Source organism: Paucisalibacillus globulus DSM 18846 (assembly GCF_000482485.1).
GTDB lineage: Bacteria > Bacillota > Bacilli > Bacillales > Amphibacillaceae > Ornithinibacillus > Ornithinibacillus globulus.
Genome location: NZ_AXVK01000015.1, coordinates 60,414 through 74,137 on the forward strand (window position 1 = coordinate 60,414; position 13,724 = coordinate 74,137).

Sequence of the window (13,724 nt, forward strand, 5' to 3'; positions counted from 1 at the left end):
TTTTTGATTCATATTTCTATTTTAGCCTATGGTTTATAAGGATAAAAGGTTCCGCCCTTTTCAGTATATCGATAAATAATTGCACCATTCTGATCGGTCCTCATTATCGTTGTTTTTTCTTCTTTTAGTAATTCGATAACCTCTAGTGATGGGTGTCCATATCGATTTTCACGTCCTACTGAGATTAGTGCAAAAGAGGGATTCGTTTGGTTAATAAATACAGGATCTGTTGAAGTATTACTACCATGATGAGCGACTTTTAAGACATCGACAGTTAAATTGGGGTAGCGTTGAAGAATTTCTTTTTCATTGTCTTGATGAATATCTCCAGTGAATAACCAAGACATATTTCCAAGCTCTGTTAATAACACCAGCGAATTCTCATTACTACTCTTTTTATCTACCCACGGAGAGAGAATGTTAAACATAGTTCCATTAATTTCTATGCTTTGTCCCGCCTCCACTTGTAGGATTCCAGTACCTTTATTCTCCAAATCCCCCAACAATTTACCTTCAAAATTATAATACTTACTTACGATAATCTGCTTAACCTCATAGTCTTTCAAGATATAGTTAACACTCCCAGCATGATCGACATCCTCATGACTTACGAAAACTGCGTCTATTTTATTGATTCCTTGATATTGCAGAAATGGTCTCAGTATTCGCTTATAATTCGAATCAGTTGGTTCCAGATTCTCGAAGGTAAAGTTAGCTCCCGCATCTACGATAACAACACCCATTCGATAAGGAAACTCAATTACAATAGCATCCCCTTGTCCAATATCAAGCATAGTTACGGTCCCAAACGGAGATAAAAAAGGACGAATAACAAGCAAAAACAATACAACCACTAACATCAAACCATGGATAAATGCCTTCCAATGTTTATTCTTTTGAATACGCATCATCATTGCAATTAATAACACGTAGTAGATAACGATTAAAAGTGGTGGAAATACACCAGTTACCCAAGGGAAATAGGCAAATTGATCAATATATTCTAATGGAGTTAATAAAAGAATGTCATGTAGGGTTGCATATAACGTATCCAATAAATCACGAACAATGGCAATTGGAGATAATACAAGCAATATAAACATGAATGGCATCACAAAAAAAGAAAAATATGGCACAACAAAGACATTTATGATAATCGATAACGGATTAAAATTAAAGAAGTAAATAATTTGCAGAGGAATGATAATGAGCTGAGAAATAAAACTTATTTTAAGCATTTGAAAAAATAGTGAGCTTTCTTCCAGTAACCATTTTCCAGATATAATAATACCAAATGTTACGATAAATGATAATTGGAAACCAACTTGATAAATAATATATTTATCTAAGACAATTAGGATTAAAAAGGCAACACTAATTACATCGGTTACTGAGAGATTTAGCTTAATTTTTTGCATTAACAATAGTAGTAACACCATTAAACTCGCCCTCAGAACAGACGGTTCCCCACCGGCAAGAATTGCATAAATAGGCAAAAACACCATCAATAGGTATTGTGCTTTTTCCTTCGTAAACAAATTAAGCTTGACCGTTATAAAATAAAATAGAATAACTACTAATCCTATATTTGAGCCAGAAATAGCCAATAAATGCGATAATCCCCACCTTTGAAACAGTTCAATTGTATTCTCATTTATCTGGCTGTCATCCCCTAGTATTAACGCATTAATCCATGCACTAGTTTCTTCAGAATAGGTAGTAGAAATGTAATGAATGATATTTTCTCTTAGCGTATATAGTAATCCTTGGGTTGTTTTCCCATGACATGCAATGTCATCTATTGAATCGATTTCCATTTCGTAATCAATTCCACTCGCTGCCAAATACTTCCTATAATTAAATTGTCCCGGATTTGTGCTTTCTTCTGGATCACCAACTTCTCCTTCTATTTGACAGCTAGCACCTAGTTGAATGGATGAGTAATTCTGATGATTAGAGTCTGGACTATAATAGAGCACTTTTAAAATACTTTTAGTCTTACTTTCTTGAAAATCAAACTGAAGAAATGTTTCAGATGGTTGCACATGACTTACAATTTCTCCTGTTAAAATCATTTTCTCTTGAGAATTAACGGAAGTATGTGGCTTAATTTGAGGAATATATAAGAAGAATAAAAGAAAGGTGGCTAAGGAAAATATAATTGGTATTTTCCCTAACCGCTTTGTTTTATATAAAATAACTAACCAGAATAGAAGTACAATAAAAAATATAAATGAATCAAAAATGACTGTAATAGCACCACATAGCCCTGCAAATGCGGGGAAATGCCAATAACCTTTCATAAAGTACCTTACCTCGTTAATGGAAAGAGCTCTTGCGCTTTTTCTTTTAACGCCATAATCTCGTCTGATTCCATTGAATCTACTTTTTCAAGAAGTTCTTGTACAAGTAATGTTTTTTCTTTAAAAGAAAGATCCAGTGCTAAGTAATCTAACTCAACTTTTTCAGTTTTCACACCCGCTTCTTTGAAAAGTTGAATGGCGTATGGATGATTTTTATAATCCTCTGCATAATAAACAGATTTGATGCCACTTTGTATTAGCTGTTTCGTACATTGTAAACAAGGGAAATGTGTAACGTAAACTTCTGCATTCTCCGTCGGTACCCCAAACTTTGCACATTGCAAGAGAGCATTTGCTTCAGCATGTACCGTTCTTACACAGTGTCCATCAATTACATAACAATCATCATCGATACAGTGAACACTTCCAGAAACACTACCGTTATACCCACCAGCAATAATCCGTTTATCGCGAACAATTGTCGCTCCAACCATGAGTCTAGTACACGTACTACGTAAAGCTAGCAACTGGCTTTGCGCCATAAAATATTGGTTCCATGAGATTCTTTCCATTTATGTAACTCCCCTCTCTATTAACTCTAGTTTACCTTGCTATTCTTCATATCGTCAATCGCTTACGGAATTTGTATCTCTTCTAATAATGTCTCTAATGTTTTCTTGCCAATCCCAGAAACATTTAATAAATCTTCTGGTTTTTGAAAAAACCCATGCTCCTCTCTATATTCTAAAATAGCATTTGCCTTAGATGGTCCGATTCCAGGTAGTTGTTGTATTTCTTCCGCTGTTGCATAATTGATCCTAATCTTTGAACTTTCTGCAACTACTTCATTAGCACTACTTTCATCCCCGATTTTAGGGACAATGAGAATCATTTCATCAAACACTTTCTGTGCAAGATTTATTAAATGATGATCAGCTTCCTCAGTGAATCCTCCAGCTTCCTTGACAACATCTTTAACACGAGCACCTGCATCCATTTCATAGACTCCTGGCAATCTCACCTCTCCTTTTATATCAACTAATAATCGCCCCTGAACATCTTCTTTTTCACTCTCTCCCTCAGCAAATGTTTCAGGTGAACCTTGAAATACTGCCTGTGCTGGTTCCTCTTCCTTTTTCATTACGAAAAAGAAAGCAATCAATACTCCGATTCCAATTAAAATGACAAATATATTTCTACGAATCATTTCTAACAAAATTATTCACATCCCATACGTTCTTCCACCATCATACATAATGATTATTTTTCTGGCAAAATGAAAAAAGGACGAGATAATCAAATTATCTCGTCCTTTTTTGAGCAATAATAAAAATTCTGTCTGCATTTTCTTCAGAAAAATCATTTTCTATAGAAAAATCAGCATAAATATCTAATATTTGCAAATTACATTCTTTTAATAATTCTTGGTAAACGGATAAAGGAAATGTTCGTTGATGATGTGTTTCATCAAATCGGGAATAGTTGTCCCCACTTGACGCAAAAAAAGTTAATTCATGAAACATTTCACCTTTATTATCACCTGGATAACAAAACCAAATATATGCATTATCATCAGTTACATCAGCAAATGTATTTTCTATCAAGTCTTCTTCAATATGCTTCATCGAATGAACATCAAAAACAAAAATTCCATCTTCTTCTAACAGATTCGCTACATTGGAAAAGACCTTTTGAACTTCCGTTTCAGACGTAATATAATTCATTACATCACAGTAACTCACAGCTAAATTAATTTGAGTAAGGCCTTCTAATTCACGTAAATCCTGATTAATCCAGTTTATCATTACATTATTTTCAGTTGCCTTTTGCTCCGCGATGGTTAGCATATCGGAAGAATAATCTACTCCGATAACTTCATATTTTTTAGCTAACTGAACAGTGATTTCACCTGTTCCACAACCTAAATCAACCATTTTAGGCTTCGTTACGTTATATTTCTTAATTAGAAACTCCGTAAATTCAACCCATTTATCATATGGAGCATCTTCCATAAATTGATCATATAATCTTGCCATTAAATGATAGGACATGCTTTACCAGCCTACCTCTAATGGTACTGGGGCAGCATCTCCCCATAAACGTTCCAAATTATAATAGCTTCTTTCATCCTTATGGAAAACATGGCATACAACGTCACCTAAGTCTACTAGTACCCATCTTGCTTGCTCAAATCCTTCTAGACGCTTAACTGAAATATTATTTTCTTCCATTTTTTCTTTTACAGCCCTTGCGATGGATTGAACTTGACGTTCATTTGAACCATGACAAATAAGAAAATAATCAGCGACTAATGACACTTCAGCTAAATCTAGCGCCAGTATTTCTTCTGCTCGTTTATCATCACATGCTTCTGCTGCAAGCTTTAAAATTTCCAAAGGATTATTATTCAAATTTATTACCTCCATTTAAAAGTCTAGTCAAATCATTATATGCATGAAATGTATCTGGATATATACGATTTTTCTTTTCAGTCAAATAATTAATTGTATTTCGGGAAACCATCCATGCCGCCTTAACCAAGTCCTGTGTTGCCATATCTCGAACTTCATCTAATCCTGGAAAACTTCGTCCAGGCTCAATATAATCCGCTACAAAAATGATAAGTTCTAAATCACTCATATTTGCTCTTCCGGTTGTATGGCAATAAACAGCTGATTGAATAGCGTCATCTTTAATCCCGTATTCTTGTTCAATCATAATAGATGCTACTGGCCCGTGCCATAGTTCGTGATGATATAACAGCAAGTCTTTCGGTAAATAAGTAGTTTGAATAATTCTTTTCATCTCATCCAACGAACGGTATTTACAATAATCATGAAAAATAGATGCAAGTTCAGCCTTTTCACTGGATACATTGTAAATCTGCGCAAGTCTTACCGCCGTTTCAGCCACCCTTACCGTATGTTCAAATCGCGGCTTTGTTAAATGTGTTTCTACAATTGATAGTGCATCATGTTTATTCATAGAAACCATGCTCCTTAATATAAGTATGTACAGAATCGGGAACAAGGTATTGAATGCTTTTCTTTTTTTGAAGTCGATCCCGAATAGTTGTTGAAGATATATCAACCATCGGAATATCGACCTCCTTTATAGGATAGGTTGTCTTAAGTGTATAACCTGTTCGCTTTACTCCAACAAAAGTCACTAAATTGATTAAATTATCAATTTTATGCCACTTTGGTAAGTATTCCACCATATCTGCACCAATAATAAAATAAAAATCTGTATTAGGATACTGCTCTTTCAGTGTAATCATTGTATCATACGTGTAAGATTTCCCTGCTCTTTTTACTTCAATTGTATTCAATTGAAAGGTGCTATTATCAGCCAGAGCAAGTCGTAGCATTTCTATTCTATTTTCCACTTGAAGCCTTGCTTCATGTTTATGAGGAGGTTCGTAAGTCGGAATAAACCATACTTGGTCCAACTCTAATGAATCCAAAACTTCTTGGGCGATTATTAGATGTCCAATATGCGGTGGATCAAATGTCCCACCTAAAATTCCAATTCGCTTCATGTTTTGAACTCCTTATTTTACGGTAGCTCAATCTGTTTGTTTTCTTCTGATTCTTTGTATAAAACAATGTTGTTTCCGATAATTTGAACAATCTCAGAATTAGTACCCGCTTGTAATTCTTCTGCAACCGTTTCTTTATCATCCATGCAATTTTGCAGGATACTAACTTTTATCAATTCCCTTTTTTCTAAAGCCTCATTTACCTGTATAATCATATTTTCATTTACACCAATTTTACCAACTTGAAATATTGGTTTTAAATGATGTGCTTTTGAACGTAAGAAACGCTTCTGTTTACCTGTAAGCATTGTATCACCCTTCTAACAATAGTTTTAATTGTATGTCCATACTCCCTAATTCCGGTCTTTGTCCAAACCATATTTCGAAAGCATATTGTGCCTGATTCAATAACATAGTATGACCATGATGGACTCTACCACCGACCAAGGAAGCATTTTTTAAAAAACTCGTCCAAATCGGCTGATAGATAATATCACTAACAATCGCTGACTCACGAACATGTTTTAACTTTATCGGTGAGTCATGTTGGTTAGATTTCATTCCTACATTTGTAGTTTGGATAATTACATCATAGTGGACCAAATTATCCTCCGCTTGATTAAGGGTAAGAATATTTGTTACCGTATCATTTGTTTTCAATTCTGCTATTGAATTCGCATTTTCAATCGTACGATTAGCGATATCAATTGTATTAAACCCCGATTGATTTAAAGCATAGTATATACCTCTAGCAGCTCCTCCGGCTCCTATTAGTAGTATATTCTTTTGTTTATCTGTCACCAACTCTGGATAATATTGTTGAAGTGATCGCAAATAGCCTATTCCATCAGTATTATATCCGATTAATCTACCATCAAGATTTAATACTGTATTAACTGCACCAATATTCCTTGCGTTGTGATCTAAATCATCCAGATAGGGTATAATTTTAGTTTTATAAGGCAAGGTTACATTAAAACCTTTAAATCTGTTTTGCTTCATCATTTCGATTTGATTCTTTAACAACTTATCATTAATTTCAAAAATAGAGTAAGTCCCTTTTATCTTTGCTTTTTCAAGAAACTGTCTATGTATCCATGGGGATAAGGAATGCTTAATTGGAAAACCAATTAAGCCTAGATTATGTTCCATTATGCTCATCCTAAATTAATGATTTCCTTATTGATACTGCAACTTCTTTTGGACTATGTGCCACAACTGTCGTATTACTTCCACTCACTGTTATCCAACCTAAACCAGGAAATACGATATCCGTTTTTTCATCGGTTAAACGAAATGCATTACTTGTAAACTCTGGTAACAATTTTAAGGACTCTTCATCAGGTGGTGATAATAATTCACCTACATGATTTTTATAGAGTTCGTCAGCTTTATCTAATTTTGTTCGATGGATTGAAAGCTCATTTGAAAAGTAACAAACAAACGACTGTCTATCACCCTTAATAAAATCTAAACGTGCTAAGCCACCGAAGAATAAAGTTTGACCTGCATTTAATTGATACACTCTTGATTTCACTTCTTTTCTTGGCGTAACAATCTTTAAATCTTTATCAGATATATAATGTGCAATTTGTTCATGATTAACAATTCCAGGTGTATCGATTAGTGCAGAATGTTCATCTAGTGGAATTTCAATAAATCCTAATGTTGTTCCTGGGAAATAAGAAGTAGTAATAACATTACTTTCACCAACAGACTGCTTAATTAATCGATTAATAAACGTTGATTTTCCAACATTTGTAGTACCAACGACATAAACATCTTGATTCTCTCGATAGTTTTCAATTCCCTCTGTTAACTCTTCTATACCATGTCCCTTAACGGATGAAATCAGAAAAACATCCTTTACCTTTAAACCAGCTTCTTTAGCTGAAGCGCGTAACCATTGTATTAGTTTACTTCGGTTTGTAGATTTTGGCAATAAATCCATTTTATTTCCTACTAATATAATTGGGTTATTCCCAACGATTCTCGGTAAACTTTTTATCATTGTTCCGTTCACATCAAAAATATCAATAATATGCACTACAAGTCCGTTCCGCTCCCTGATAGTACTAACCATTTTCAAAAAATCATCATCATGAATGGAAACATCTTGAATTTCATTGTAATGCTTCAGACGGAAACATCGCTTGCATAAAATATCTTCTTTTTCTAATGAAGACTTCGGTGTATACCCGAGTCCCTTTGGATCCTCAGTTTGTATTTGAACACCACAGCCTATACAATAAATATCTTCCAATTCTATTCCTCCCAGCTAATCAATCCCTTTTTACGGAAATAATTCATAATTCTACGTTCAATTTTTCGGTTAACTTGTGTTATCTTTTCATCGGTCTGTACAATGGGAACTACAAGGATAGTGTAAAAGCCTGCAGAATTACCCCCAAGCACATCTGTCAATAATTGATCTCCGATTACCACAATCTCCTCTTTTTTCAGTTCCATTTGTTTTGCTGCCGTTTTAAATGCACGTCTTAGAGGCTTTCTAGCACTAAAAACAAACGGTGTTCCGAGAGGTTCAGAAAACATTTTTACTCTTTCTTCCTTATTATTAGAAATGATAGTTACTTTAATGCCATTATCCTTCATTAGTTTAAACCAATCTATGATCTCAGGAGTTGCTTGTTTCACATTCCATGGAACCAAAGTATTATCTAAATCTGTAATAATTCCTTGGATCCCCTGCTCCTTTAACACACTCGGTTTAATCTCAAATATATTTTTAACATGCTCATTAGGTAAAAATCTCTTTAACAATAATCACACCTCATAACATTTATAAATCTGTTTAGTCATCCAATACACAATCAGCACATGTTTATATTATAGTATTTTCGGTTAATATTATAGTATTACTTCATATATTTAGTATATTAAGATGGTCCTTTTCACAAAAAAAGAAATTATACTAAATATAATCATTGTATTCTGATTGCGGATTCGACTCCCAATAAACAAAATGAAAAAACCTACGCTTATTAAAATACCATATATATGTTGTAGAAGGTAGAAATATGTAAAACATAGGAAAAAAAGCAAATAATCGTTCGACAATTCCCTACAATAATTGCATTGTGGATAAGTCTATTCACATTATCAACAGTAATATAACTGGATTTATAACAAAAATTACCACTTTATACACAACTTATCTACAGTCTACTGTAGATAAGTCGCATCTTGTTCTGACTTTTATTTCGTGATACGTTATAACTATCCTAAATCTAGTAAAAATGAAAGAATATATATAGGAGGGCTGTATTTATGGAACATTTGTCAGATGAATTATTAATCGAATCATATCATAAAGCAAATGAATTAAAATTAAGCCCTGATTTTGTTTCACTTATAAAAGATGAAATATATCGAAGAGGTTTAACTCATAAGATTAAATACTCTAGCTAGGGAAAAATGTCACGGAATTTAAAACATATAAATAGGAAGAAAAAAAAATTACTCTTGTCATTCTTGTGAATGGTGAGAGTTTTTTATTCTGTCTTCCTTTAAATTATGATAAGCTATTTTTTATATACTTACGGTATTTCACTTTGTGACTTAACCATGTATGTATTAGAATGAATATATCATACTGTAAAGATGGAGGCAGGCAATTTAAGAAATAAAAGTGAAGTGCTGGTTAGCTATAATTCATTCTATAATTCATTTCTGAAATAATCGATAATTTAATAGGAGGTCTATTCATACATGATTTTCGCAGTTTTATTACCACTTGTATTTGCTTTATTAGTTCCAACCATAAGCAAAATTAAATATAAAGTACATACAGGTATTTTCGTTGTTTTTATCCCCTTAGGAATCTTCCTTTACTTTTTAAGTTTTATAGGTAAAGACTTCTCTGCTGTACGTCATACATATAACTGGATTCCTTCACTTAACATCAATTTAGATTTTTATTTAGATGGGCTAAGTCTTCTATTTGTCCTACTAATTAGTGGAATTGGTACTCTTGTTGTATTTTATTCCATCTACTACCTACACATTTCAGAGAAACTTGGTCATTTCTATGTATACCTTTTAATGTTTATGACAGCGATGCTAGGAGTGGTATTGTCTGATAACGTGTTTGTTCTCTATACTTTTTGGGAATTAACGTCTATATCTTCTTTCTTGTTAATTGGATTTTGGCATCATCGTGAACGGTCACGCTACGGTGCACAGAAATCAATGCTAATCACCATATTTGGTGGTTTAAGTATGCTTGGTGGTCTTGTTTTACTTTCTGTAATTACTGGAACGACCAGCATTCGTTCGATGATTGATCAAGTTGATGTTATTGTAAACAGTGGATATATGCCACTTATTCTTGTGTTTATTTTATTAGGTGCATTTACGAAGTCTGCACAGTTTCCATTTCACATTTGGCTTCCCGATGCAATGGAAGCTCCAACACCAGTTAGCGCTTATTTACACTCCGCTACTATGGTTAAAGCTGGAATCTATCTAGTAGCACGGTTTTTACCTATTTTCGTTGTGTATGAATGGTTTTTTATCAGTGTTAGCTTAGTCGGTATCGTTACATTGGTATGGGCTTCTTATATGGCAGTAAGACAAACTGATTTAAAAGGTATCCTTGCCTTTTCTACTATTAGTCAATTAGGTATGATTATGGCCATGCTTGGTTTCGGAACAGAAGTTGCTGTTTTTGCTGCTGTTTTCCATATTTTAAACCATGCTACCTTTAAAGGAAGTCTCTTTATGATTGCAGGAATAATTGATCATGAAACTGGGACAAGAGATATTCGTAAACTTGGCGGATTACTTACATTTATGCCAATATCAGCTACATTAGCGCTCTTCGGTACTTTTTCCATGGCTGGAATTCCACTACCATTCCTAAACGGATTTTACAGTAAAGAATTATTCTTTAAAGCAACCACGCTATTAAATGAAAATAGTAATTCAATAGCTAGCTTTTTATCCGAAGCTATTCCCTATTTAGCTGTATTTGGTAGTATTTTTACCTTTGTATATTCCATGTACTTTTTCTTTGGTGTGTTCACCGGACCGAAAAAACTCAAATTACTTCCTAAAAAACCACATGAAGCACCGATTGGGATGCTAATATCACCGATTGTGCTTGTTTTCGGGGTAATCATAATTGGGTTATTCCCTAACCTTGTAAATGGCTCATTGCTAACTCATGCAGCACACGCCATTACTAACAGTAATTTCGAAATAGAGCCGGTAGTATTTTGGCATGGTCTAATACCCGCCTTTAAGATGACACTAGTAGTTGTTGGCGTTGGGATTATTCTATTTTTAACCCGTAAAAAATGGAGTAATATATATAAGGCTATCCCAGGTAAACTTAGTCTAAATAAGACCTATGACATGATAATTGGAAAAACCGATGAATATTCTGCTAAAATTACAAACTCTTACATGACTGGTTCGCTAAAACTATATATGTCGATTATTTTAGCAACAATTATCATTTTCACATTTACTGTCATGTTTGCATCAGGTGGATTTAAAAATATTTCCTTTGGCGATTTAGCGGAAGTTGAAATAGTTGATATTGCAATTGTTCTGATTATGGTTCTTGCAGCTATTTGTACCATTTTTGTAAATAATAAGTTAGCATTAATCATCATTACTGGTATTGTTGGATTTGGAATATCTATTCTCTTTGTTGTGTTCCGGGCACCTGACTTAGCTTTAACTCAGCTTGTTGTTGAAACGGTATCCATGGCTCTATTTCTACTTGCCTATTACCATTTACCAGAGCTACAAAAAAGAAATGAATCAGTAAGTACATCCATTACGAATCTCTTCCTAGCTGTTGGTACTGGAGTCTTAATTACGATGGTTGGTATTGCTGCGCATAGTTCAGACTGGTTCAAGACCATATCAGACTACTTTGTAGAAACATCATATTCATTAGGTGGCGGAAATAATATCGTTAACGTGATCTTAGTGGATATGCGTGGACTAGATACATTATTCGAGATTACAGTACTTGGAATTGCTGCTTTAGCAATATACAGCCTCATTAAAGTAAGAAAAGACAAGGAGGCAGACTAATGGAATATATTATCCTAATATTAGCTGGAATCTTGTTTGCTACAGCTATCTATAACATATTACAAAAGCAGTTATTACGTATTATTATCGGAACCGTATTACTTTCTCACGGTGCACACTTAGTTATTTTAACAATGGGGAAATTAAAACGTGGTAATCCCCCTATTTTGGACGAATCTGTTACTAATTACACCGATCCCTTACCACAGGCACTAATTTTGACGTCCATAGTTATTAGCTTTGGTATTACGAGTCTTTTACTTGTATTAAGTTATAGGACAGCAAAAGAAAATAATACAGATAATATGGAAGAAATGAGGGGTGAATCGAATGAGTAATTTAGCGATTTTACCGATTATCATCCCTATGTTAGCCGGTATAATAGTTGCTTTTACGAATAAGAATGTTAAAATAACACGTTTCTTATCAAAACTATTTTCTATTATTAGTCTACTTATAGTGGCGTACGTTGCTTATACGGTATTTACGAATGACTCTATCATTCTAGAAACGGGAGATTGGGCTGCACCCTATGGAATTATTATTGTCGCAGACCAACTATCCATATTACTCGTCTTAACTACAAATATCATCGCAGCAACTGCTGCATTTTATGCACCACATTCGTTAAGTTTAAAACAAGAAACACATTACTATTACACCTTCTTTTTCTTATTAATATCCGGTGTTTCTGGTGCATTTTTAACAGGGGATTTATTTAACTTATTCGTATTCTTTGAGGTTCTATTGATGGCTTCCTACGCGCTAATTGTTTTAGGTGGCGATAAAATCCAACTTAGAGAATCTGTTAAATACGTCTTGATAAATTTATTCTCCTCTATGCTCTTTGTTACTGCGGTAGCATTATTATATGGTGTTGTTGGAACTGTAAATATGGCCCATATTGCTGAACGTGTTGCAGAAGTAGAACAAAAAGGTATACTAACAACTATTGGTATTTTATTATTCTTTGTTTTTGGAACTAAGGCAGCCCTATTTCCATTATATTACTGGCTACCAAGACCTTATATCGTTCCAAACCCGGTTGTCTCGGCATTATTTGGGGCCTTGCTAACTAAAGTAGGTATCTACTCCATACTTCGGGTATTTTCACTTATTTTCGTTTACAAGATGGAAATTACACATGAAGCATTTATTTGGATTGCAGGCTTATCCATGCTTTTTGGTGTTATAGGTGCACTTTCAACAAACAATATTAAGCTAATCATTGCCTATAACATCATCCCAGCTATTGGCTTTATTATCATGGGGATTGGCATCTTTAACCAGGATTCACTTACTGGCTCTATCTACTATTTGATCCATGATATGATTATTAAATCAGCACTATTTTTATTAGTAGGTGTCATTGCATATGTTGCAGGCACATCAGACTTAAGAAGAATGAAAGGACTAATCCATCACTACCCTATTTTAGGATGGTTACTCTTCATTAGTGCATTTATACTAGCAGGCATCCCTCCATTTAGCGGTTTTATCGGGAAACTGTTACTGCTAAGAGGTGCATTATCAGCGGATGAAATAATAATCACAATTATAGCCCTTTTATCCAGCTTACTAATCCTCTACTCTGTTATGAAAATATTCATTCGAGGTTTCTGGGGAGAAAAAGATGAAAGTCATATGTCTAAAAAAGTATCAGCAGGATTGCTCATACCTATAATTTGCTTATTAGCAATTTCTGTTTTTCTAGGAATAGGAGCACAATTTGTTTATCCTGCCATTGATGGAATTGCAGAATACTTACTAGACCCCCAAATTTATATAGATTCTGTGTTAAAGGAGTAGAC

At 34.0% G+C, this 13,724-nt stretch carries 15 protein-coding genes; 4 read left to right on the forward strand and 11 right to left on the reverse strand.

The features are described 5' to 3' along the window. Nucleotides 1–26 precede the first annotated feature (26 nt). The 11 genes from K332_RS0103810 to K332_RS0103860 form a co-directional block, all read right to left on the reverse strand. The gene (locus K332_RS0103810) at nt 27–2,303 is read right to left on the reverse strand and encodes a DNA internalization-related competence protein ComEC/Rec2 (protein ID WP_026906249.1); all 2,277 of its coding nucleotides are present in this window, start codon (nt 2,301–2,303) and stop codon (nt 27–29) included. Nucleotides 2,304–2,311: 8 nt separating this feature from the next. After that, the gene (locus K332_RS0103815) at nt 2,312–2,875 is read right to left on the reverse strand and encodes a ComE operon protein 2 (protein ID WP_026906250.1); all 564 of its coding nucleotides are present in this window, start codon (nt 2,873–2,875) and stop codon (nt 2,312–2,314) included. A gap of 62 nt (nt 2,876–2,937) precedes the next feature. After that, a complete protein-coding gene (locus K332_RS0103820) occupies nt 2,938–3,510 on the reverse strand; it encodes a ComEA family DNA-binding protein (RefSeq protein WP_084287732.1) in 573 nt (190 codons plus the stop codon). A 94-nt stretch (nt 3,511–3,604) separates the two neighbouring features. Continuing rightward, nucleotides 3,605–4,354 carry a class I SAM-dependent DNA methyltransferase gene (locus K332_RS0103825; protein ID WP_026906252.1) on the reverse strand — a complete coding sequence of 250 codons (750 nt, stop codon included), beginning with the start codon at nt 4,352–4,354 and terminating at the stop codon, nt 3,605–3,607. 3 nt (nt 4,355–4,357) lie between these two features. After that, a complete protein-coding gene (rsfS, locus tag K332_RS0103830) occupies nt 4,358–4,714 on the reverse strand; it encodes a ribosome silencing factor (protein WP_026906253.1) in 357 nt (118 codons plus the stop codon). Then, a complete protein-coding gene (gene yqeK, locus K332_RS0103835; RefSeq protein WP_026906254.1) occupies nt 4,707–5,288 on the reverse strand; it encodes a bis(5'-nucleosyl)-tetraphosphatase (symmetrical) YqeK in 582 nt (193 codons plus the stop codon). The genes rsfS and yqeK overlap by 8 nt, the downstream gene beginning before the upstream one ends. After that, nucleotides 5,281–5,844, reverse strand: coding sequence for a nicotinate-nucleotide adenylyltransferase (locus K332_RS0103840; protein ID WP_026906255.1), 564 nt, complete (start codon nt 5,842–5,844; stop codon nt 5,281–5,283). The genes yqeK and K332_RS0103840 overlap by 8 nt, the downstream gene beginning before the upstream one ends. A gap of 17 nt (nt 5,845–5,861) precedes the next feature. Then, the gene (yhbY, locus tag K332_RS0103845) at nt 5,862–6,152 is read right to left on the reverse strand and encodes a ribosome assembly RNA-binding protein YhbY (protein ID WP_026906256.1); all 291 of its coding nucleotides are present in this window, start codon (nt 6,150–6,152) and stop codon (nt 5,862–5,864) included. A 4-nt stretch (nt 6,153–6,156) separates the two neighbouring features. Further along, a complete protein-coding gene (gene aroE / locus K332_RS0103850) occupies nt 6,157–6,996 on the reverse strand; it encodes a shikimate dehydrogenase (protein ID WP_026906257.1) in 840 nt (279 codons plus the stop codon). Between the two features lie 10 nt (nt 6,997–7,006). Beyond that, nucleotides 7,007–8,107 (reverse strand): ribosome biogenesis GTPase YqeH, encoded by a 1,101-nt coding sequence (gene yqeH, locus K332_RS0103855; RefSeq protein WP_026906258.1) that lies wholly within the window; start codon nt 8,105–8,107, stop codon nt 7,007–7,009. A gap of 2 nt (nt 8,108–8,109) precedes the next feature. Further along, the gene (locus tag K332_RS0103860; RefSeq protein WP_026906259.1) at nt 8,110–8,625 is read right to left on the reverse strand and encodes a YqeG family HAD IIIA-type phosphatase; all 516 of its coding nucleotides are present in this window, start codon (nt 8,623–8,625) and stop codon (nt 8,110–8,112) included. 507 nt (nt 8,626–9,132) lie between these two features. Here K332_RS0103860 and sda point away from each other — a divergent pair. The 4 genes from sda to K332_RS0103880 all read left to right on the forward strand — a co-directional run bounded on the left by sda (nt 9,133) and on the right by K332_RS0103880 (nt 13,722). Further along, complete coding sequence (sda, locus tag K332_RS0103865; protein ID WP_026906260.1) at nt 9,133–9,273, forward strand: sporulation histidine kinase inhibitor Sda; 141 nt, start codon at nt 9,133–9,135, stop codon at nt 9,271–9,273. A 300-nt stretch (nt 9,274–9,573) separates the two neighbouring features. Continuing rightward, nucleotides 9,574–11,913, forward strand: a complete 2,340-nt coding sequence (locus K332_RS0103870; RefSeq protein ID WP_026906261.1) for a Na+/H+ antiporter subunit A — start codon at nt 9,574–9,576, stop codon at nt 11,911–11,913. Beyond that, the gene (locus K332_RS0103875; protein WP_026906262.1) at nt 11,913–12,251 is read left to right on the forward strand and encodes a Na(+)/H(+) antiporter subunit C; all 339 of its coding nucleotides are present in this window, start codon (nt 11,913–11,915) and stop codon (nt 12,249–12,251) included. The genes K332_RS0103870 and K332_RS0103875 overlap by 1 nt, the downstream gene beginning before the upstream one ends. After that, complete coding sequence (locus K332_RS0103880; protein ID WP_026906263.1) at nt 12,244–13,722, forward strand: Na+/H+ antiporter subunit D; 1,479 nt, start codon at nt 12,244–12,246, stop codon at nt 13,720–13,722. The genes K332_RS0103875 and K332_RS0103880 overlap by 8 nt, the downstream gene beginning before the upstream one ends. Nucleotides 13,723–13,724: the final 2 nt, after the last annotated feature.